This is a genomic window from Marinobacterium sp. MBR-111 (genome assembly GCF_040547585.1).
In the GTDB taxonomy this organism is placed as follows: Bacteria; Pseudomonadota; Gammaproteobacteria; order Pseudomonadales; family Balneatricaceae; genus Marinobacterium; species Marinobacterium iners.
Map to the genome: position 1 here is coordinate 12,510 of NZ_JBEPQA010000009.1, position 21,098 is coordinate 33,607.

The window sequence follows — 21,098 nt, forward strand, 5'->3', positions numbered from 1 at the left end:
TTTCTCCATTCATCGAGAGTGCTCTGTATTGAATCATAGTGACTGGGTGAACACCCCTTTCAACATGATCCAATATTATAAGAGAACGCCATGAAAACACTTCAGACTCAGGTAGCTATAATTGGTGCGGGCCCTTCCGGCCTGCTGCTCGGACAACTTCTGGCGCGCAAGGGAATCAGCAATATCATCGTAGAACGTGTAACTGGCGATTACGTCCTTGGCCGTATTCGTGCTGGCATTCTGGAACAGGGGTTTGTCGACCTGGTACGTGAAGCCGGTGTAGCCGAACGGATGGATAGTGAAGGCCATGTGCATGAAGGTGTTGAACTGGTTGTCAACGGCGAACGCACCCGTATAAATCTGAAAGAACTGACCGACGGTGATGTGGTCGTCTGCTACGGTCAGGTCGAGATTACGCAGGACCTGATGGAGGCACGGCAGGCTGCAAAACTGGACACCTACTACGAAGCCAGCGACGTTCAGCCCCATGATGTAAAGGGAGACAAGCCTTTCATTACCTTTACCCACAACGGTGAAGAATATCGTCTGGACTGTGATTTCATCGCTGGCTGTGATGGCTTTCATGGCGTGTCACGTCAGACCATTCCCAAAGATGTGCGCATCGAGCATGAACGTGTATACCCGTTCGGTTGGCTGGGATTGCTGTCCGATACCCCACCTTGCCATGATGAATTGATCTACGCCAAGAGCGAACGAGGTTTTGCACTGGCCAGCCAGCGCTCCGAGACCCGTTCACGCTACTACCTGCAGGTACCGTTGACCGACAAAATCGAGGACTGGTCTGACGAAGCTTTCTGGGATGAGTTGAAGAAGCGCTTGCCAGACGAAATCGCCGCCAACGTAGTCACCGGCCCCAGCATCGAAAAGAGCATCGCTCCTCTGCGCTCTTTCGTCTGCGAACCCATGCAGTATGGCAACCTGTTTCTGGTAGGTGATGCTGCTCACATCGTCCCGCCCACCGGTGCCAAAGGTCTGAACCTGGCGGCATCCGATGTAGCCACTCTCTATAAAATTCTGACACGCGTGTACGAGACCGGTGACCGCCGTTTCATCGAGCAGTACTCTGAAATAGCACTGCGCCGTGTGTGGCATGGGGAGCGTTTCAGCTGGTGGATGACCAACATGATGCACAACTTCGGTGACGAAGTGAGCAACAGCGGTGTTGATGGCCTGATGTTCACACGCTTTATGGAATCCGAGTTTGATTACTACCTGAACTCCGAGAACGGTCGCAGGGTTATTGCCGAACAGTACGTAGGCCTACCCTACGAAGAGCTGAAAGAGTATTAATAACAACGAGCGCATATCTGAAAGCATGCCTTTCAGAACTTATTTTTCATGAAAAAAGGGGGGCAGGATAGTAATGCTATCCTGCCCCCCTTTTTCAATTACCGGCAAGGGTCCTATTGCTGAAATCAGGCCTCCAGCAACACATTGCTGAAGAAATCACAGAACCCCTTGTAGTCATCCAGTGGCAGTACCTCCGCCACATATTGATCCGGGCGTACAATCACTACACACCCCTGCTTTTTGTCGATACCGCGCATATCGTAGATGTTCTTGCCGCCGCCAGAGGATTCCGGACGGTTGTCGACGCAAAAGACCTTCTCGAAGTCGCGCAGACCGTACTTGCCCTTGCGCGGTGCCAGCACCGGGTGCAGGGTGTCGGTTTCAACCGCCTGATGGTGCTGCTGGAACACGGCACGCACATCAATGACGGAATCCGCGTCGGCACCGGCCGGGGTGTACTTCTTCAGCGGCGAATTGGCGTCGTTGGCCAGAAACTCGCACAGCGCCCTGACGCCGCACTGATCGGACATCGGTTCAGCATTGCCGGCAAAGGCGTACACGCGGTAGGCACCATCAGCCAAGTGGCAGTGACCCAGCTGCATCGGCTTGGCATCACCCTGACGCACCACCGGCGCGGAGTGGAAACGCTTGCCGACGGTCAGACCAGTTGCCAATGATTGATGCGCACCTTCGCTGACTATGATCGACGGACGGTACTGAATGGAAACACCTGCGGTGTACTCACCAAACAGCTGGAAGTAGCGCTGGAACTCGGCCGGATCAACACCGTCCGGGTTCTCGGCCGACTTCGGCTTGGCGCTAAACATGCGTGAAAACTCGCGGTCGAAATCGATCAATGCCTGACCGTACTCGCGACGCTCGTCGGAATAGGTTTTGAGGATATCTTCATTGGCCAGACCGGTCAGCACGTGCGCCAGTTTCCAGCCCAGATTCCAGGTATCCATTACCGAGGTGTTCAGACCCTGACCCGCTTTCGGGCTGTGGGTGTGGCAGGCATCGCCGGCCAGGAACACACGCGGCATGTGGCCTTCGTCGGAATCGTCAAACGCGGTGGTGATGCGCTGACCGATTTCGTACACGCTCCACCAGGCGACTTCTTTCACGTCCAGGGTGTAGGGCTTCATCACACGGTTGGCAGCGGCAATAAGCACATCAGCTGTCATCTGATCACGGGCTACACGCTGGTTTTCGTTCAGCTTGTCCAGCTCGATATACAGACGCACCATGTAACCACCCTCACGCGGGATGATCAGCATGTTGCCTTCGTTGTTGGAGTGAATCAGTGACTTGAGACGGATATCCGGGAAATCGGTGTTGAGCAGTACATCCATCACGCCCCAGGCCTGGTTAAGCGCATCGCCGACCAGTTCCTTGCCAATGGCTGTACGCACGCTGGAGCGAGCACCATCACAGCCGACCACGTACTTGGCCTTGACGGTTTCCACCACTTGGCTGTACTGGGAGAAGTTCACCAGACGCTCGACTGTCGCGGTTACCGGATACTCACCGCAGTTGTGATCAATCTCCAGATCCAAAAGGCGACGCTGATAATGCGGCTCAACCTTGCTCGGGCTCTGGCGCATCACATCCAGGAACATGTCGTGCACGCGTGCCTGGTTGATGATCAGATGCGGCATTTCAGACAGATCATCGGCCACATCCTGTACCTTGCTGCTGCGAGCGATCTGATCCGGATTGTCAGCATCCGGTTTCCAGAACGCGGCCTCATTGACCTGATAGGCTTCCTGGATGATCTGATCGGCAAACCCGTAAGCCTGGAACATCTCTACGGTACGGCAGGCGATACCATCAGCCTGACCGACCAGCAGACGATCATCTTTCTGGTCAATAATGGCAATATCGAGGCCGAACCTGGACAGTTGAGCAGCCAGATTCAGACCGGCAGGGCCACAGCCTACGATCAGGACATCAACCTGATCCGGCAGCGGACGCTTGATCGGTGGCGCCACGACTGCATCCTGCGGATCATTGAAACGAGGGTCGCCTGGATGAAAACCATTAAGATGAAACTGCATTGGATGTTCTCCTCTATTTATTGTGCGAATCACTTTAAACAGATTCATCTATCAGTAAAAATAGGTTTTTAATACCAGACTAAAAGAAAACGCATATGAACCCCAATTTGCTGCAGCAACTGGCGATAGTCGTCAAACAGGGCTCTATCAGCCGCGCCTGCGAACAGCTGTACATTACCCAACCTACCCTGACACGCAGCATCAAACAGCTGGAAATGAAAGTGGGCGCCCCTTTACTCATCCGCACCCGCTACGGCGTCGAACCCACTGAGATAGGTGCACGACTGGCTCAGATTGGCGAGCGCATACTGGCGGAGTCGGAACATGGTAAAGAGATAATCAGGCAGTGGCACAGTGGTTACCACCACGAGTTCGTCATCGGCATCGATCCTTTGCTTGAGTTCGCGGCGGTCAGTCGACTGACATCCGAGCTACTGCGTGAGAATCGGTTTGTGTTTCATCTGCGCACCGCTTCCGCAGCAGCTCAGATCGAGATGTTACAGGAAGGCAAGCTTGACTTTCTGATTTCACACGCCCACCTGTCGGTGGCACAAAGCGCACTACAGCGCGAAATTCTGTTTCGCGACCGTACTGGCATCTTTGCCGGAAAGCTGTCAAAGCTGATAGGACGTCAACTGCCGGTCTCTCGTGAAGAAATGGCACAGCACCGCTGGATGATCGCCGGTGCAAGTGCTGGCTTTCTCGATACCCAACGTGCACTGACAGAACCACAGGCCGCAAGAATGGCACTGACCGGAAGTATCCGCTCGCTGCTGCACCTGCTCAACACCACCGATCTGCTGGTGCGTCTGCCAGCACGACTGACGTTGATGACCGGTGAGGTAGCACCGGAACAGATGATCAAGGTAGAAGGCCAACCCGGCCCCCGGCGCGACCTGGCACTCTGGTCACGAGCCGAGCAGGAGGGACGCCCGGAAATGCTCAGGGTTCAGGAGCTACTGAGCCGGCTGATCACTGAGCTGGACCACGATACCCCCTGCTACGGGCTGGACCTTTAACATCATTAATTATCACAGCGTGTTCGATTGGGTTCTGCAGCTCACGAGTATTGCCCGCACCAATATCCTGTCGCGGATCCAGGTACCTTTATCATTTTGCTGCCGCTTTGCCACTCGAACGATTCCTGTTACCCTCAGCACGATATTTCTGCGCGAGCCTACCATGTCTGCCCCCTTTCCCCTTGAACCCCGCAACCCCGAGCAGTTCCGTCAGGAAACCCGCAAGAGCAACCTGATAGTAATGGGCACTTTTGCCGTCACCGCCATGATCCTCGCCACGCTCAGCGTGAAAGTTTTTGGCAGCCCTGAAGGGGGTAACTTCCGCTGGAATCTGGCCGGCGTGATTGCCGGTGTCGTTGTGACCAGTGCGATTTTCAGGCTGGTTTATCTACAACAGCCCTGGATGGAATCAGCCCGCTACAACTGGCAACTCAAGCGTTGCCTGATGAGCCTGACCAACATTATGCACCAGCTTAAGGCGGGCGTTGAGGCACAAGACCCGGTGGCAACGAAAGCGATGCGTTTCTATCACCAGGGTCTGGAGCAGATGTATCGGCTCGAAAACCACGAAAGCGCCTTGGCCGATCTGCTGCCAGAGAGCCGAGCACACGCAACCCGACTTGAAGCGCTGGGTATCGACACCGATCAAAGCACCTTTGATCCCGAGTGGGTCGAACAGCTGAAAGCGGCCTATAAGAAAAAGCCCTGATGCTGGGCTAATGTCATTCAGTTGCCTTTTCACCCACGCGCAAACACCCGTGAGTTGCGTTCGTTGCGGAAGGTGATCGGGGTGTCCTCGCCGCTCTGCTCGGCAGCGGCACGGGCATCGAGGATCGTCTGGTGATGCGGTGATTTGCTGCACACCGGGTCCGCCGAGTTCATGTCACCGGCCAGCATATAGGCCTGACAGCGGCAGCCGCCCAGATCCTGCTCCTTCTCGTCGCAGGAGCGACACGGCTCCTGCATCCAGTCGTCACCGCGGAAGTGGTTAAACCCGAATGACTCGTGCCAGATATGCTGCAGGGTATTGTCCTTCACATTGGGGAATTCGATCGGCAGCATGCGGGCACTGTGGCATGGCAAGGCGGTGCCATCCGGCGTCACGGTGAGGAAGATTTCGCCCCAGCCGTTCATGCACTTCTTCGGCCGTTCTTCGTAGTAATCGGGGGTCACGAAGATCAGCTTGATCGGGTTGCCCTCGGCGGCGAGTTTTTCACGGTATTCGTTGGTGATGCGCTCGGCCCGTTCCAGCTGTGCTTGCGTCGGCAGCAGCGCTTCCTTGTTCTCGTAGGCCCAGCCATAGTACTGACAGGTGGCCAGTTCGACAAAGTCCGCTTCCAGTTCCACACACAGCTCGATGATGCGGTCGATCCGGTCGATGTTGTGCTTGTGGGTAACGAAGTTGAGCACCATGGGATAACCCTGGGCCTTCACTTCGCGGGCCATCTTCAGCTTCTGCTGGAACGCCTTGTCGGAGCCGGCCAGCATGTTGTTGACCGTCTCGTCCGAGGCCTGGAAGCTGATCTGGATATGGTCCAGCCCCGCCTCACGGAAAGCCGCGATACGGTCCGCGTTGAGGCCGATACCCGAGGTGATCAGGTTGGTGTAGTAGCCCAGCTTGCGCCCCTCGGCGATCAGTTGTTCCAGATCCCGCCGTACCAGCGGCTCGCCACCGGAGAAGCCCAGCTGCGCCGCGCCCATCTTGCGGGCCTGACGGAACACCTCGATCCACTGATCGGTGGTGAGTTCTTCGCCATGGGCGGCAAAGTCCAGCGGGTTGCTGCAGTAGGGGCACTGCAGCGGGCATTTGTAAGTCAGTTCCGCCAGCAGCCAGAGCGGTTGGCTCGGGTGCTGGGGCGTCTGCTGTTGTGTGGACGCGTGTTCAGACTTGAGCTCAGACATAGCCGATCCAGTTCTGCTCATGGGCGATGGCCAGAAACTCCAGCACGTCCGGCCCCAGTTCACCGGCGTCGGGGAAGCGGGTTTCCAGGGCCTGGATAATGGCGGCACAGTCCTGCTCGCCATTCACTTCACTGAGGATGGCACCCGCGCTGTCGTTGAGCTTGATCATCCCTTCCGGGTACAGCAGCACATGGCAGTTCTGCGCCTCTTCCCACTGGAAGCGGAACATGGCGTTCAGCTTCGGGATTTGGTCCAGCGCCGGTTTAGTCATTGAACAGGCCTCGGTGGTAGATCTTCTCTTGTGTGACCGTGTGGTATGGCGGGCGTTCCAGTTCGTACGCCATGGTCATGGCATCGAGCATACTCCAAAGCACATCCAGCTTGAACTGCAGGACCTCCAGCATCCGCTCCTGCTGCGCGCGGGTGGTGTAATGATCCAGGGTGATCTGCAGGCCGTGTTCCACATCGCGGCGGGCTTCGGTGAGGCGGTTGCGGAAGTACTGGTAGCCCTCGGCCTTGATCCACGGATAGTGCGTGGGCCAGGTGTCGAGACGCGACTGGTGAATGTGCGGCGCAAACAGCTCGGTCAGCGAGGAGCTGGCCGCTTCCTGCCAGGTGGCACGGCGGGCGAAGTTGACGTAGGCGTCCACTGCGAAGCGTACTCCGGGCAGAACATGCTCCTGCGACAGGATCTCCTCGCGGGACAGCCCCACCGCCTCCCCCAGCTGCAGCCAGGCTTCGATGCCACCGACGGCACCGTCGTACCCGTCATGGTCCATGATGCGCTGCAGCCACTGACGGCGTACATCACGGTGCGGGCAGTTGGCCAGAATGGCGGCATCCTTGAGCGGGATATTGACCTGATAGTAGAAGCGGTTGGCGACCCAGCCACGGATCTGTTCCGGGGTGGAGTGACCGGCATACATGGCCACATGGTAGGGGTGATGAATGTGGTACAGATCGCCTTTGGCGCGCAGGGCCTGTTCGAATTCGCTGCGGCTCATCGGTTCACGGTTGCTCATGTCGGATCTCCTCAGAGTTCAATGCTCATGCCGTCAAAGGCGACCTCGATGCCGTGTTCGTTCAGCACGCCCCGCTCGGGGGAGTCTTCGATCAGGATCGGGTTGGTGTTGTTAATGTGGATGAGCACCTTGCGCGGTTTATCCAGCGTATCCAGGTAGGCGATCATGCCCTCTTCCCCTGACTGCGGCAGGTGCCCCATGTGCACGCCCAGCTTGTCACCGACGCCGGCGTGGATCATCTCGTCCTCGCGCCAGAGGGTGCCATCCACCAGCAGGCAGTCGGCGTCTTCCATAATCGGGCGCAGATGGTCTTCGATCCGGCCCAGACCCGGTGCATAGAACAGGGAACGCCCGGTGGCGTCATCCTTCAGCAGCATACCGATGTTGTCACCGGGGTGCGGGTCGTTGCGGTGCGGCGAGTACGGCGGTGCGCTGGAGCGCAGCGGTACGGCGGTCAAGGTGATGCCCGGTACTTCGGCAATGGTAAATTCGTTGTAGGTCTCGGTGCTGGGGATCTGGTTCCACGCCAGCCCACCGTTCCAGTGCTCCAGCATGTTGAAGACCGGGAAGCCGGTGCTCAGGTCCTGCTTGACCATATCGGTGCAGTAGACCTGATGCGGGCAGCCTTCACGCAGCATCAACAGGCCGGTGGTGTGGTCGATCTGGCTGTCCATCAGTACGACCGCCGCAATGCCGGTATCGCGTTTGCCCTGCTTGGGCTGCAGGGGCTCGAAGCTTTCCAGCTGAGCGCGGATATCCGGTGAGGCGTTGAACAGAATCCAGTCGGTGCCGTTGAGGCTGGCGGCGATGGAGGATTGGGTACGGGCCCTGGCATTGAGGGTGCCGTTGCGCAGGCCTTTGCAGTTGTCGCAGTTGCAGTTCCATTGCGGAAAGCCGCCCCCGGCGGCGGAGCCCAGTATCTGTATTTTCATTATTGTGTGTGTCCGCTGGGGTAAAAAGGATCGGTAAGCAAAAGCGGCCCCGAAGGGCCGCAGGGTGCTCAGCGGTTGGCGAAGTACATGGTGACTTCGAAGCCGATGCGCAGATCAGTGTAGGCAGGTTTGGTCCACTTCATTTGGTTTCTCCCTTGTTGCGTTGTTCAAGCTCTTGCAGAGTTTGGTGTGCACGATGAATCACATAGGATTTGATCGCCTGTGCATCCGTCGCATCGATCACATCATCAAACGGCACCATGCCCCTGTTTTTATAAAGGCCATCCAGCACGATGGATTCCCAGTTTTTGAAGGTCCATTCTGTAGCGTAGCGAAGGTCAGGCAGAACTCCCCCGCTCACCGCCGAATCACCGTGGCAGGTGGTACAGAACTGCTGGTAACGCAGCTTACCCAGCGCCACTGTTTCATCATCAGCCGTGTCAGCCGGCGGACTCAGGGGCTTATCAACCTGTTTGAACTGCGGCAACTGCGCTTTGCCATCCAGGCTGAACACCAGCAAACGGTTGGTTTTGGATGCCAGTGACTCTGACACCAGCTCACCCACTACAAGCGGTACAGCACCGCCCCAGCCGGCCATCACTGCCACATATTGCTGTCCGTCAATACTGTAACTGATGGGCGCAGCGACAACACCGGTCTGGGCAAACCACGACCATTTTTCGTCACCAGTGCGAGCATCAAACGCCTTGAAGTAGCCCTTGCCATCGCCCTGGAACACCAGACCACCCGAAGTACTCAGGGTACCGCCATTCCAGGGAACCGGTTGGTCTACACCCCAAGCCTCTTCCTGTTTCACCGGGTCCCAGGCCACCAGTCTTCCCTTGGTGGCCGCCTTCACGGCTGCCTTGATGTCAGGATCCTGTGGCATCGCGGCAGCGTGCAGGTCAGCCCCAAGGTTCACCTTTTTCGGACCGGGGTCGAAGTTGGTATCCGGTATATAGGGGAAGCCCATCTCGCGGGTCGGGAAGTAGACCAGCCCGGTTTCAGGGTTGAAACTCATCGGCTGCCAGTTATGGCCACCAAAGGGTGATGGTGATGCCATCCAGGGCGTACCGGTCGTGCCATAACGTGCTTCCGGTACGATATTGGGACGACCCTTATCGTCAAAGCCGGTCATCCAGTTGACGGCCACATAGTTTTTTCCGGAGATAAATTCGCCGGTTTCACGGTCCAGCACATAGAAATTGCCGTTTTTCGGCGCCTGCATCAGGACCTTGCGCAGCTGCCCATCAATCTCCAGATCCGCCAGGATCATGTGCTGGGTGGCGGTGTAATCCCACTCTTCGCCGGGTGTTGTCTGATAATGCCAAACGTATTCACCCGTATCCGGGCGCACCGCGACGATGGAAGACAGGAACAGGTTGTCACCCTCGCCATTGCTGCGAATTTCACGGTTCCAGGGCGAGCCGTTGCCAACCCCCACATACAGAAGATCCAGTTCCGGGTCATAGGCCATGGAGTCCCAGGCGGTACCACCGCCACCCAACTTCCACCACTCGCCGCTCCAGGTAGAGGCTACTTCCTTCAGGATCGGACTGGTCTCTTTGGCAGGATCATCCGGCACTGTGTAAAAACGCCAAACCTGATCACCGGTCTCGGCATCGTAGGCGGAGAAGTAGCCGCGCACACCGAACTCACCACCGCCGTTACCGATCAGCACCTTTCCTTGCACCACGCGAGGCGCGCCAGTGATGGAGTAATACTTGTCCGGATCGGTGGTCTGAACGGTCCAGACCGGCTTGCCGGTATCGCGATCCATTGCAATCAGGCGACCATCCAGCGTCCCCATATAGAGGTTGTTGCCCCAAGCCGCCAGACCTCGGTTGACGGCATCACAGCACAGTTTGATCCCGACCGCTCGATCCACTTTCGGATCAAAGTCCCACAACAACTCACCACTGACTGCATCGAACGCATATACATGGTTCCAGTTGCCGGTGGTGTAAAGTACGCCATCAATCACCAGAGGCGTCGCTTCCAGTCCACGGGTAGATTCAAACTCGTGGTACCAGCTCAACCCAAGCTGATCGACGGTTTCAGTATTGATCTGCTGCAAAGGACTGAAACGCTGCTCACGGTAATCACGCCCATGGGTCAGCCAGCTGCCCGTTTCCGAGGCGGCTTCAACCAAGCGATCGGCGGTAACCGGTGCAGCAAACACAGGCTGAAATGAAGCCCCTGCCAATACCGCAACCAAGGGCAGTGTATGTAATACAGAATGAATACTGCGCATAGTCACCTCCTCAGAACGGGATCGCCAGGCGAAGGGTCACGCCATCGGTTTCGAAGCCGTTTTCGACACTCAGATCACGGGTATATTCGGCCTGCAGCTGGAAGTCCTGACCCACCCAATGGGTATAACCGATGCTCATGGTGTCGGTATCCATTTTGTTATCCAGTGACACACCGTCAACAGACTCTTCACCACCAATCTGTTTCACATAGCGGCTCCAGACATAACGCCCCGGCCCCACGTCGTAAGACAGCATGGTATTGAAGCGATAGGCTTCGTCCTTGGACAGGGTAGAGCCACCCAGGTAGTCATCGTTGTCACCATACCATTCCACTTCACCGACCACGTCCAGATACAGTTTGTCAGTCAGCCCCTTGGTATAACCGGCCTGCAACACGTAGCTCCAGCGGTTGGCGCCCACATTCACAGCCTTGTTGGAGTCATATTCACCGGTCGGCATATAGATGAACGGGGTTATGCCGAACCACTGCTTGTTCTCGTTATCTGCCAGCGGCCAGAAGGTAGAGCCGAAAAAGATATCGCCCACACCCTGACTGTCCTGTCCTGCCATACCCACATCAACATCGACTACAGGTACGATGACCTGAGGATCTGCCGGCATGCCCAGCAGCTCGGTATAATGGATGAAACGCTGGATCAGGGCATTGGCCTCAAAGCCCGCGTTATTGGCTACAGTGTTGCCATCCGCATTTACCTTATCGGCACTGCGGTGGTCCAGATAGGTCACTGACAGATTAACCCCTGAAGGTGCAGGGATATAGTCACGAGGATGAACCGTCTCGGCAATGGCCATAACCTGTTGGGAAACGAACAGCGAGCTGGCCAAAACAGCGCCGGACAACAGTGTTTTCTTATAATGAGTCATGCTTTCACTCCAGTATGTTGACTGAAGCAGATTAATGAATCCTTAAGGCCGCTTAAATATTCTGTTTCCAACCTGTTTGTAACAACTTGAAACGCAATGTAACAAAGTATTTACATTTGATTAAGCCTGAAACATGGTATAGCATTGCATCAATAAAACAATGAAAATAAGCCATGACAAAAGATCGCATAATATCTCCCAAAGGGCGACTTGAGCTTATTCCTTTCAGCCCTACCAAAACCAATTATACTCATTCTTCAGGAAAAATTCTGATTGAAGAGTACTCACCCCTGCCTCGCGTTGATCTTACTATTCCCGAGATGGACCATCATGTTCTTATTTTAAATAACCAGCCACCTGCATGCGAAGTGCTGTATAACTGCTCGGGTGAGCACTACAGGGGCGTCTGGCAGAATAATGACTTTGCACTCGTTCCGGCTTTCAGTGAAAACGAATGGGTAATCGATGAAGAGAACTCAACTTGTATCCACTTCCTAATTCCAACAACAGAAATGAAGCTTTTTGCAGAAGAGGAAGCTGAAATAAATAGTGGTAATATCGAGATGGATCTTTTCTTCAATCGCCAGGACGAAGTATTGAAAAGCCTTTCGACACTGCTTTACCATGAAATGCAGCAGAGTTATTACCACGGTACAACCTACGTTGAAAGCCTGGAAAAGGCGCTGATTTCACACCTGATACAGCACTATACGAACACATCTCTGGCACTGACCAACACCCCTGATATCCCATCCCACCGCTACACCAGGGTGACTGAATATATTGATGCCCACCTGGGACAGAAAATCACATTGAACGAACTGGCAGCCCTCTGTCACTGCACACCTCATCACTTTTCGCGTGCATTCAAGCGTGATATGGGCGTCACCCCCCACCGCTTCATTATCAGACGCAGGGTGAACGCTGCCATAAAGCTGATTCGATCACAGGGAAGAAGTGGGTTGTCGCTGTCCGCCATTGCTGATCTGTGTGGCTTTACCGATCAGAGCCACATGACCCGACATATCAAGCAGGAAACCGGAGCGACCCCGATGGAGATCAGGCGCAGTTAGTTAAGTATCAGCGTGTAGCCAACCCCTCTCACATTTTCAATTGCAGGCCCCTGATACTGCTTTTCTTTTCTAAATCGACATCTCAGCTTTGAAACCAACACATCGATTGACTTATCAGTTGGATCCCACTCTCTTTTAAAAACATATTTGGAGATCTCACTTCGCGTGATAATATCACCCTGTCTCTTCAACAACAGCTCCAGAAACCTGTACTCTTTCTGGCTAATTCTGAAAGACCGTCTATCGGGTGATACAACAACACTCATATTCTTCTGAAACACCCAGTTTCCAAATCGAATATTGTTTTTTTCATCATAATTGCCAAAACGATCTATCCAGCGCTTTGCCGATCGAATCTGCAAGCAGAAAAAGGTATCGTATTCCAGACCTTCGTGAAAATCATCCACTCCCGCATTACGCAATATATATTCATCAGCCCTGCTCAGATTATTGGCTGCAAGTATAATTGGCACACTGGAACATGAACGTATTCCAAGAACAGATTCCATACTATCCTTATAACCTGCAGAAGATATCAGAATAACAAGGCTTTCTCGGGTATCCAAAAGCGCCTGATATTTCTTCAACAGGATATTATCAACCTTACCCGTTATTACACACTCAGGCCGGACGCAAAAATCAGTTTCGATCTGATCGCAAGTAGCCATCGCAGGCACATCTGAAAATATAATGATTTTCATACATTCACCAGATCTTATAGTTATAGTCATGGCAAATTTACCCTTGATACGCTCTCTCTGTATTGCACAATCTTGATCGGTTTTAGTAGATTCTTGCAGCCCCTCTTGCTTGCGCATGACCCAGCCTGTGCCATGCTTGGAACACGCGATATTCAACGCTGAACAAACTACGCAAGGAGATCGTCATGAACACACACACGATGGCCCGTTCACTGCTGGGTCTGGCACTGGGTCTGGGCCTCAGTGCATCGGTTTCAGCTCAGGGTTACATGGGGATGGGCGCTGGTCCGCACATGCAGGGACAGGGACTTGGCATGATGGGTTATGGCATGGGAATGGGCATGATGCATGGCGGCCCGATGATGGGTGGTATGGGCATGATGCCCTGTCCGATGATGGGGGGCCTTCAGGGAGGTGCCGGATATGCCGTCGAGCTGGACGAAGCGCAACAGAAACAGATGAGCAAAATACAGGAGCAGCTCTGGCAACAGCAACAATCCCACATGCAGGAGATGCAGGCCCACCAGCAGGAAATGATGAAGCTTTACCAGGACGGTCAGCCAGACAGCAAACAGTTGCTGCAGGCACACAGGCAGATGCAGGAACGTCAGCTGAAACTGTTTGAAGCACGCCTCAAGGCACAGGACGAGATGAATAAAGTGCTGACCGAAGAGCAGCGCCAGCAGATGTGGCAGCTGCAGCGTCAAATGTTCCGTCCGTGGCAGTAACACCCGTTTTGGCAACGGGCGCTAGACCAGCGTCCCGTTGCGATAGTCATTGATCGCCTGATCAATCTCTTCCGGCGTATTCATGACGAAGGGGCCGTATTGTGCAATCGGCTCGTTAATCGGTTGCGCCGCCAGCAGTAACAGCGCTGCCCCTTCCGGACCCGCCTGCAGCTGGATCAGCTCACCGTCACCCAGTTCGGCCGCCTCATGCAGATTCAGCCCTGCATCGTCCAGCTGTGCGCTGCCTTCAAACAGATACACGAATCCGGCTCTGTCATCCTGCAGGGGCACACTGAACGTGGTATTGGCCGGCAACCTCAAATCCAGCATCAAAGGAGCTCGACTGATGCCGCTGACGGGACCCGAATAGGTCTGTCCGTTCAGCGTAATATCGCCCGCGATCAGTTTCACACGCACCCCTGTCTGCGAGTCCTCAACATTGGTGATCTCCTCGGCTGCAAATTCCTGGTATCGCGCCGGAATCATTTTTTCGGCTGCCGGCAGATTGATCCAGAGCTGAAAACCGCGCATCAGGCCCTCCTGCTGCTCCGGCATCTCTTCATGGATAACGCCACGTCCAGCGGTCATCCATTGCACGCCTCCGCTGCCCAGTACAGCCTCATTACCCAGATGGTCTCGATGGCGCATCTGCCCATCAAGCATGTAGGTGACGGTCTCGAAACCGCGATGAGGGTGAGCCGGGAAGCCGGCAATGTAGTCGTCCGGGTTATCGGAGAAAAAACAGTCCAACATCAGAAAAGGATCGATACGCTGGCCGGGAGACTGGCCTACACTGCGCAGCAGACTTACACCGGCACCGTCACGGCTGGGGTGGGCTGTGATACGGCGCTTAATGGTACGGTCGGTCATCTCAAGACTCCTCGTGCACGGGGCAACGCTGATATGAATGGAATGACCCCATTATTGTATCTACCATGCAGATCAGGAATAGCAAAAAACAGCGATTAAAAATCAGTTTTATTGATAATCAGGAATCAACCTTCCCACGCATCGACTTGATATTGCCGCGCTGCTTTTTCTTCTCGATCCGCTTGCGCTGTGAACTTCGAGTGGGTCGTGTCGGGCGTCGCGCTTTCTCCACCCGCGTCACACTGCGAACCAGCTCGACCAGCCGTTGCAGCGCATCTTCACGATTCTGTTCCTGAGTTCGGTACTGCTGCGCCTTTATCACGACCACCCCATCCTGAGTGATGCGGCTGTCGCTGGATGCCAGCAGCCTCTCCTTGTAGAACTCGGGCAGAGATGAGGCATGGATATCAAAACGCAGATGGATCGCACTGGCGACCTTGTTCACATTCTGACCGCCAGCCCCCTGAGATCGAATCGCATTGAGCTCGACTTCACTGTCGGCAATACTGACGGCATTGGATATCTGTAACACTTAACGCTCCTGCTGTTCAGTACGAATTACCGCCAGCGAGACCATGGCCTGAATGGCCGCGTCAGATTCACGGGCCGTCGTCAGAGTCAATTGCAGTTGCTGCAGCGCTGCTGGAGCCGCCCAACGCCAGGCTCGCGTGTATGCCTCTCCGTTGAGTGGAGTATATGTCGATTCATCCAGCACCTGCTGTACTTCCAGCGGCTCCGGTGCCGTTTTGGCCAAAGTGGCAAACCAGCGGCCGGTACTGTCCGGATCAGCTCTGCGCGCCATCACCGCACAGAGATTGTCGCCGGCCGGAAGTGTGAGCACAAACTGGCCGAACTGACCTTCATAGGGCACCGGCCAGGCATCACCTTCACGCCCCTGCAAAAAAGGGGCTGCCTGTTGCACAGACAGTTTGGGCAGCCCCTGCTCTATTAGATTCGCCCTCAACGCACCATAATCATCAAAATGCTTCAGGCAGAACGACATGTACACTTTCTGCAGAAACAGGGCGCGCTCTTCAGCATGAGCTGTAGTCGGTATCAGCATCAGGAGGGTTAGCAGCGCCGAAGGCAATTTCAATGTCACGGGTGTAATCCTTGCTTAAATGTTTGACACCAGTTTGAACGCTGGCAACAGGTCAGGCAAGCCGCATAAATCTGACAACCCTGATGTTATCAACTAGGCTGCAGGGCATAACAATAAAACATGCATTTTGCAGGGATATTAACGCCATGTTCTGGATCAAGGTACTGCTGATACTGACACTGGCCGGGCTTGGCATCGTGGTCAGCTGGGCGGTGACGGATACCGCGCTCAACATGACATCTGACCAGCAGTTCTGTGGCAGCTGTCACAGCATGAAACCGATGCAAGCCTCCTTTCTGCGCGATCCCCATGGTGGCCGCTCCACCACTGGCGTGCAAGCATACTGCTCCGACTGCCACCTGCCCCATGACAACTATGTGAGCTACCTGTTTCAAAAAGCCCGCAGCGGTGCCTGGGACGTGTGGATGGAGTTCGTCATCGGTGCCGAGGACGTGGACTGGCACGCCAAACGGTTACGCGCCAACGAATATGTCTACGATTCCGGCTGCCTGAAATGCCACAACAACCTGCAGTCCGGCTCTGAGCTCGACAACGCCCAATTCGTCGCTCACAAACCTTACTTTCTCGGCACTATTCAGGACCAGTGTGTCGATTGCCACCGCGTCGGTCATACCGACCTGGAACGCTTCCTGCCCCCGCCCCCGCAACTCTCGCCCATGCCCGCGACTGAAGGATGAGGAAACTGTCATGAGACTGATCAGAATACGCTGGTTACTGCTGCTGAGCCTGATACTCGGCCCTGCCACCCTGCTTGCTGAAGAGGGCGGAGGCATCGACATGAATCCGGTACGTAGCATCGTATTCAGCAAAAGCCTGACCGAGCTGGACCAGAAGTGTGTCAGCTGCCACCAGGATGAGCACCCCGGTGTTGTGGCCGACTGGAAGAAGAGTCGCCACAGCCATGTCGGGGTGGGCTGTAATGACTGCCACGCTGCCAACAAGGGAGATGTGGATGCCCAGCTGCATGCCGAGGAAGGTCTCAGCAACGTCTATATCACACCGCTGGTCTCGCCCGACACCTGCGGTCGCTGCCATGCCCAGGAACAGGATGAGTTCAATCACAGCGGTCACTTCCGTGCCTATCGTCAGATTATTCCGAAGAACAGCCTGCACGCGCTGGTGAAGTTCCATGAAGGTCGTGATAACCCCGAACTTGGCAATGCACCGGATGAAACCGGTTGTATGCAGTGCCACGGCACCGAGATCAAACTGATGGCCGATGGCAAGCCTGATCCGTCAACCTGGCCCAACTCCGGTATGGGCAACATCTATCCGGATGGGGCAACCGGCAACTGCGGTGCCTGCCACACCCGCCATCGTTTCTCGCTGGCTGAAGCGCGCAAGCCAGCCGCCTGCGCCAGTTGCCACATGGGGCCTGACCATCCCGATATTGAAGTGTTTGAAAACAGCAAGCACGGCCAGATATACGCGACAGAAGGCCATGAGTGGACCTGGGACAGCCCCGCCGATGGCTGGGAGCCCGGTGACTATCGCGCCCCCACCTGCGCCACCTGCCACATGAGCGGTATTGGCAAACTCGGCTCCACCCACAACATTACCGAACGCTTGTACTGGAACCTCTGGGATGAGCGTTCCGAGAAGCGCAACTCCACTGACGTGATGAGTCCGTTGCTGGGGGATGGGGATCGCGGTCGCAAGCTGATGATGCAGGTCTGCAGCTCCTGTCACGGTGAGTCACACACCAAGGGCTTCTTCGCTCAGGGTGACAAGGCCGTCATGCTCTACAACGTGGAATATTATGACCCTGCCAAGAAGATGCTGGAGGAGCTGAGAGCCAAGGGACTGCTTAAAGAGAATCCATGGACCGATGAGTTCCAGATTACTTTTTACCACCTCTGGCATCACGAAGGCCGTCGCGCCCGTCATGGAGCCATGATGGCAGGCCCGGACTACGCTCATTGGCACGGTTTCTTCGAGCTGCAGCAAGACATGTACAAGCTGGAAGCACTGTATGAGAAACGGATCAAAAGTGGAAAAATAGAGGACTGACCCTCAAGCGGTCGGTGACCGCCCTCAATGACGAGGGCCGGTCACCGAATCCATTAGTTGCTGTACGTCTTCAGCACTGGTCTGTTCAAAATTGTGCCAATCAAGGTAATACTCGCTCAACAATGGGTTGGCCTGCACCTGATCCGATTCATCATGCGCCTTGTGCAACTCGATATGCATCGGTGAAATAACCAGTACACGCTGTTCCTCTTCCCAAAGCACTTGTTGCAAATCATACAACGCATTCATGATGATGAAGTGTTTGCGGTAAAGCGCCAATGCACCGTCCGCGTTCAGTTCATCGAATGCGTGCTGCTGTTCCAGCGTACGCATCAAATGATACTCACTGACCCCTTCTGGGTGTTGTCGCAGTTCATTGAGCACCTGCGGCAGGATAGGATTGATCATGCGACACCTTCTGCACCTGTCTTTCTGTATAGGACCTGTTGCATTATAGTCAATGAGATTCCAGCGCCGGCAATACGGCAGACAAAGGATATGTGCGAGGTCAAGTATGGATGAACTCTGGCTGCTTTTTCTGGCCCTCCCCCTGTTTTTGTTGGTCGGCGCGGCGCTTGGCATTCGGGCCTGGGTAGTGACCCGCCAACTGCGTGAACAGGTAAGCCAGCTGCAACACCAGCTGAAGGCGCTGACGCAACAGGGCTTCCATCCGTCATCAAGCACTTCGCAACCTGATCAGGAAAAACGGCCAGCTTCAGCCGCTCAGGCAGCACCCATACCACCTGTACAGGAGCCCCCGGCAGATGCCAACTGGGGCATCATCACCTCAACTTCTGCAGCTTCAGCTGCACCATCTTCATCGCGCCCAACGCCTGACAGACCGCCATCTCAATCGCAGGCAGGGCTGGTTAGACGCTTAACTGACAGCCTTAAAGAAAACTGGATGATCTGGCTGGGTGGCATCTGTGTCGGCCTTGCCGGAGTGTTCATGGTGCACTACTCCATCGAGCAGGGGCTGATGGGGCCTGAAACGCGGGTCATTCTATCAATGATCGCAGGTATGGGATTGCATGGTCTGGCCGAGTGGCTCAGGCGCAAACGCGGCCAGAGCGATGTATTCGCAGCGCTTGCCGGTGGAGCCAGTATCATCCTGTATGCCGCACTCTTTGCCGCTTTCAAGCTGCTGGAGAGTATTTCACCCGGATTGATCTTCGCGGGCATGGCGCTGGTGTCCTTTGCCACACTGGCACTTGCCCTGAGGCACGGGCCCGTGCTGGCAGCACTGGGCATGTTGGGCGGCTATCTGGTACCCATTCTGGTCAGCACGGGTTCTGGGCAGATCGAACTGGCACTGGTCTACATCAGCATCCTGACACTGTTTTCGCTCTGGTTACTGGCCTATGTGGAGCGCCTTTGGCTCTGGGCAGGTGTCATCATCGGCAGTCTCGGTTGGTGGGGTTTAAGTCTTGCCACTACACCTGCTGACGGGGTGCGCTCGCTTTATCTGCTGGGATTGGCGTATCTGTTTCTTGCCGTCCCCGCTCAGGATTGGCTGCTGCAACAGACAGGGCCCGCTGCCAACCGCTGGCTCGATCTGTTGCATCAGGTTCGTGGCCAACGCCATTGGCCGGTATTGCCAACCCTGATTCTGATCGTATTGGCTCAGGGTTACACACTGGCACTTGAAACCGTCCATGCCAGCAGTTACCTCACTCTGCTGTTACTGCCTGCACTGTTATTGCTGGCCGCAAGCCGGCGCTCACTTTTCAACCCGCTGCCGGCACTGATACTGGCAACAACCGCGCTGGCTGTGGTGATGCCGATGTTGAGTTATTTCGGCGATCAGCTACTGTTTACAGCTCCCGATGCAACCACTCAGGCCGCACTGGTCTCCCGCTTTGTAATGCTGACCATTCTGTTCACGGCAGGCCCTGCATGGCTGGTGTTCAGGCGGGTGCAACATGCCGCCTTCTGGATCGGCCTCGGCTGTTTTACGCCGTTGCTGATGCTGGCACTGAGCTATTACCTGTTTACCGCTTTCAGCAGTGACTGGGGCTGGGGCGGTGCCGCATTAATACTGGGGCTGATCTACCTGGCTCTGTCACGAATCGCCCTGCAGCAGCCCGGCAGCGACCTGGTGCGAGTACTGCTGATCAGCAGTGCCCACCTGGGACTGTCGCTGGCAGCCGTTATCTGGCTGGTGGATGCGACACTGACACTGGCACTGGCCGTTCAGTTGATCAGCCTGTCATTGCTGCAACGTCGCTACCAGCTGCAGTGGTTGCCCTGGGTTATCCGACTGGTGCTCGCCATCGTAGTATGCCGATTGACCTTCAACCCTTGGCTGTTGAGCTATGCCAACGACAGCCACTGGTCACTCTGGACCTACGGTGGCGCCAGCGCCTGTGCTGCCGCCGCTGCCTGGATTCTGCGAAGTGATGTGAAAATGACTGCCTGGCTACAGGGCGGTGCAGCCCACCTGCTGATACTCACGCTGGCAGCCGAAGTCCGCTGGTGGCTGTATGATGGCGATATTTTCCGGCAGGAATACAGTTTTCTGGAAGCCAGCCTCAACACCCTGATCTGGGGCAGTGCCGGTTGCATCTACCTGTGGCGTGCGCGACTCAGCCAGCATCTGACACGTTTCTATCAGGTGATCGCAACACTCCATCTGCTCGCTGCAGCCGCCAATCACCTGATATGGGTTTTACTAATTTTCAACCCGCTCTGGAGTAGTACCGAGATCAGTGACACCCCGCTGTGGAACCTGCTGCTAATCAGTTACGGTGCCCCCTCGTTGTTGCTGGTACTGCTATGGCGACAGCTGCCTGCAGCAATAGGTCGCTGGGCAGGACTGGCCGCCGGGCTGAGCCTGCTGCTGTTCATCTCCATGGAAATCCGCCACCTGTGGCAGGGTGAACTGAGTCTGGCCAGACCGACTCCGGATGGAGAGCTGTACACCTACTCCGCCATCTGGCTGCTATTGGCCTCGGCAGCACTGCTGGGGGGAAGTTGGCTCCACAGTCGGACACTCTACCGCAGTGGAATGGCATTGCTGCTGGTTGTGGTCGCCAAGCTATTCCTGATCGACATGTCAGACCTGACAGGGCTCTGGCGGGTAGCCTCCTTCATGGGGCTAGGGTTGGGACTGCTGGCGTTGGCATGGCTGCATCAACGGCTAACGCCGGCAGAAGACCTGCCGCATGAGCCTGCCCCGGTCGCGGGTCGGACCGGAGCAGGCTCGTGAAG

Annotated in this window: 21 protein-coding genes; 8 read left to right on the forward strand and 13 right to left on the reverse strand. The window is 55.6% G+C overall.

What is annotated here, in order from left to right; translation table 11 throughout:
• Window positions 1-90: 90 nt before the first annotated feature.
• Window positions 91-1,311, forward strand: a complete 1,221-nt coding sequence (gene pobA, locus ABIE61_RS08250; RefSeq protein WP_354408443.1) for a 4-hydroxybenzoate 3-monooxygenase — start codon at window positions 91-93, stop codon at window positions 1,309-1,311.
• Between the two features lie 125 nt (window positions 1,312-1,436).
• On the opposite strand, the gene ABIE61_RS08255 is transcribed toward pobA, so the two are convergent.
• Window positions 1,437-3,368, reverse strand: a complete 1,932-nt coding sequence (locus ABIE61_RS08255; protein ID WP_354408445.1) for an FAD-dependent monooxygenase — start codon at window positions 3,366-3,368, stop codon at window positions 1,437-1,439.
• A 95-nt stretch (window positions 3,369-3,463) separates the two neighbouring features.
• Here ABIE61_RS08255 and ABIE61_RS08260 point away from each other — a divergent pair, with 95 nt between their 5' ends.
• A complete protein-coding gene (locus tag ABIE61_RS08260) occupies window positions 3,464-4,387 on the forward strand; it encodes a LysR family transcriptional regulator (RefSeq protein WP_354408447.1) in 924 nt (307 codons plus the stop codon).
• 163 nt (window positions 4,388-4,550) lie between these two features.
• On the forward strand, window positions 4,551-5,096 hold the full coding sequence (locus ABIE61_RS08265; RefSeq protein WP_354408450.1) for a DUF3087 family protein: 546 nt from the start codon (window positions 4,551-4,553) through the stop codon (window positions 5,094-5,096).
• Between the two features lie 29 nt (window positions 5,097-5,125).
• On the opposite strand, the gene pqqE is transcribed toward ABIE61_RS08265, so the two are convergent.
• From pqqE to ABIE61_RS08300, 7 genes are all read right to left on the reverse strand, one after another.
• A complete protein-coding gene (gene pqqE / locus ABIE61_RS08270) occupies window positions 5,126-6,289 on the reverse strand; it encodes a pyrroloquinoline quinone biosynthesis protein PqqE (RefSeq protein WP_354408452.1) in 1,164 nt (387 codons plus the stop codon).
• Window positions 6,282-6,560 (reverse strand): pyrroloquinoline quinone biosynthesis peptide chaperone PqqD, encoded by a 279-nt coding sequence (pqqD, locus tag ABIE61_RS08275; RefSeq protein WP_091827333.1) that lies wholly within the window; start codon window positions 6,558-6,560, stop codon window positions 6,282-6,284. Before pqqD ends, pqqE begins: the two co-directional genes overlap by 8 nt.
• A complete protein-coding gene (pqqC, locus tag ABIE61_RS08280) occupies window positions 6,553-7,311 on the reverse strand; it encodes a pyrroloquinoline-quinone synthase PqqC (protein ID WP_354408455.1) in 759 nt (252 codons plus the stop codon). Before pqqC ends, pqqD begins: the two co-directional genes overlap by 8 nt.
• Before the next feature lie 11 nt (window positions 7,312-7,322).
• A complete protein-coding gene (gene pqqB, locus ABIE61_RS08285) occupies window positions 7,323-8,243 on the reverse strand; it encodes a pyrroloquinoline quinone biosynthesis protein PqqB (RefSeq protein WP_354408458.1) in 921 nt (306 codons plus the stop codon).
• Window positions 8,244-8,311: 68 nt separating this feature from the next.
• Entirely contained in the window at window positions 8,312-8,386 is a 75-nt protein-coding gene (gene pqqA, locus ABIE61_RS08290; protein ID WP_091827356.1) for a pyrroloquinoline quinone precursor peptide PqqA, read from the reverse strand.
• Complete coding sequence (locus tag ABIE61_RS08295) at window positions 8,383-10,497, reverse strand: PQQ-dependent dehydrogenase, methanol/ethanol family (protein ID WP_354408461.1); 2,115 nt, start codon at window positions 10,495-10,497, stop codon at window positions 8,383-8,385. Before ABIE61_RS08295 ends, pqqA begins: the two co-directional genes overlap by 4 nt.
• A gap of 10 nt (window positions 10,498-10,507) precedes the next feature.
• Window positions 10,508-11,383 carry a transporter gene (locus ABIE61_RS08300; protein WP_354408464.1) on the reverse strand — a complete coding sequence of 292 codons (876 nt, stop codon included), beginning with the start codon at window positions 11,381-11,383 and terminating at the stop codon, window positions 10,508-10,510.
• Window positions 11,384-11,556: 173 nt separating this feature from the next.
• On the opposite strand from ABIE61_RS08300, the gene ABIE61_RS08305 reads away from it, so the two are divergent.
• A complete protein-coding gene (locus ABIE61_RS08305) occupies window positions 11,557-12,456 on the forward strand; it encodes a helix-turn-helix domain-containing protein (RefSeq protein WP_354408467.1) in 900 nt (299 codons plus the stop codon).
• On the opposite strand, the gene ABIE61_RS08310 is transcribed toward ABIE61_RS08305, so the two are convergent.
• Window positions 12,453-13,274 carry a winged helix family transcriptional regulator gene (locus ABIE61_RS08310; protein ID WP_354408469.1) on the reverse strand — a complete coding sequence of 274 codons (822 nt, stop codon included), beginning with the start codon at window positions 13,272-13,274 and terminating at the stop codon, window positions 12,453-12,455. The two genes, ABIE61_RS08305 and ABIE61_RS08310, sit on opposite strands and share 4 nt — an antisense overlap.
• 68 nt (window positions 13,275-13,342) lie before the next feature.
• Between ABIE61_RS08310 and ABIE61_RS08315 the strand changes: the two genes are divergently transcribed.
• Window positions 13,343-13,885, forward strand: coding sequence for a Spy/CpxP family protein refolding chaperone (locus ABIE61_RS08315; RefSeq protein ID WP_354408472.1), 543 nt, complete (start codon window positions 13,343-13,345; stop codon window positions 13,883-13,885).
• A 21-nt stretch (window positions 13,886-13,906) separates the two neighbouring features.
• On the opposite strand, the gene ABIE61_RS08320 is transcribed toward ABIE61_RS08315, so the two are convergent.
• The 3 genes from ABIE61_RS08320 to ABIE61_RS08330 all read right to left on the reverse strand — a co-directional run bounded on the left by ABIE61_RS08320 (window position 13,907) and on the right by ABIE61_RS08330 (window position 15,857).
• Window positions 13,907-14,755, reverse strand: coding sequence for a pirin family protein (locus tag ABIE61_RS08320; protein WP_354408475.1), 849 nt, complete (start codon window positions 14,753-14,755; stop codon window positions 13,907-13,909).
• Window positions 14,756-14,873: 118 nt separating this feature from the next.
• Window positions 14,874-15,287: an alternative ribosome rescue aminoacyl-tRNA hydrolase ArfB gene (arfB, locus tag ABIE61_RS08325; RefSeq protein WP_354408478.1), complete on the reverse strand. Its 414-nt coding sequence runs from the start codon at window positions 15,285-15,287 to the stop codon at window positions 14,874-14,876.
• Window positions 15,288-15,857 carry an NMCC_0638 family (lipo)protein gene (locus ABIE61_RS08330; protein ID WP_206835884.1) on the reverse strand — a complete coding sequence of 190 codons (570 nt, stop codon included), beginning with the start codon at window positions 15,855-15,857 and terminating at the stop codon, window positions 15,288-15,290. It abuts the gene before it with no gap.
• Between the two features lie 146 nt (window positions 15,858-16,003).
• On the opposite strand from ABIE61_RS08330, the gene ABIE61_RS08335 reads away from it, so the two are divergent.
• Complete coding sequence (locus ABIE61_RS08335; protein ID WP_091827322.1) at window positions 16,004-16,555, forward strand: cytochrome c3 family protein; 552 nt, start codon at window positions 16,004-16,006, stop codon at window positions 16,553-16,555.
• A gap of 10 nt (window positions 16,556-16,565) precedes the next feature.
• Window positions 16,566-17,888, forward strand: coding sequence for a multiheme c-type cytochrome (locus tag ABIE61_RS08340; RefSeq protein ID WP_354408482.1), 1,323 nt, complete (start codon window positions 16,566-16,568; stop codon window positions 17,886-17,888).
• A 24-nt stretch (window positions 17,889-17,912) separates the two neighbouring features.
• Here the strand turns inward: ABIE61_RS08340 and ABIE61_RS08345 are convergent, their stop codons facing one another.
• Window positions 17,913-18,296, reverse strand: a complete 384-nt coding sequence (locus ABIE61_RS08345; protein WP_206835892.1) for a DNA-J related domain-containing protein — start codon at window positions 18,294-18,296, stop codon at window positions 17,913-17,915.
• A gap of 106 nt (window positions 18,297-18,402) precedes the next feature.
• On the opposite strand from ABIE61_RS08345, the gene ABIE61_RS08350 reads away from it, so the two are divergent.
• Window positions 18,403-21,096, forward strand: coding sequence for a DUF2339 domain-containing protein (locus tag ABIE61_RS08350; protein WP_354408485.1), 2,694 nt, complete (start codon window positions 18,403-18,405; stop codon window positions 21,094-21,096).
• Window positions 21,097-21,098: the final 2 nt, after the last annotated feature.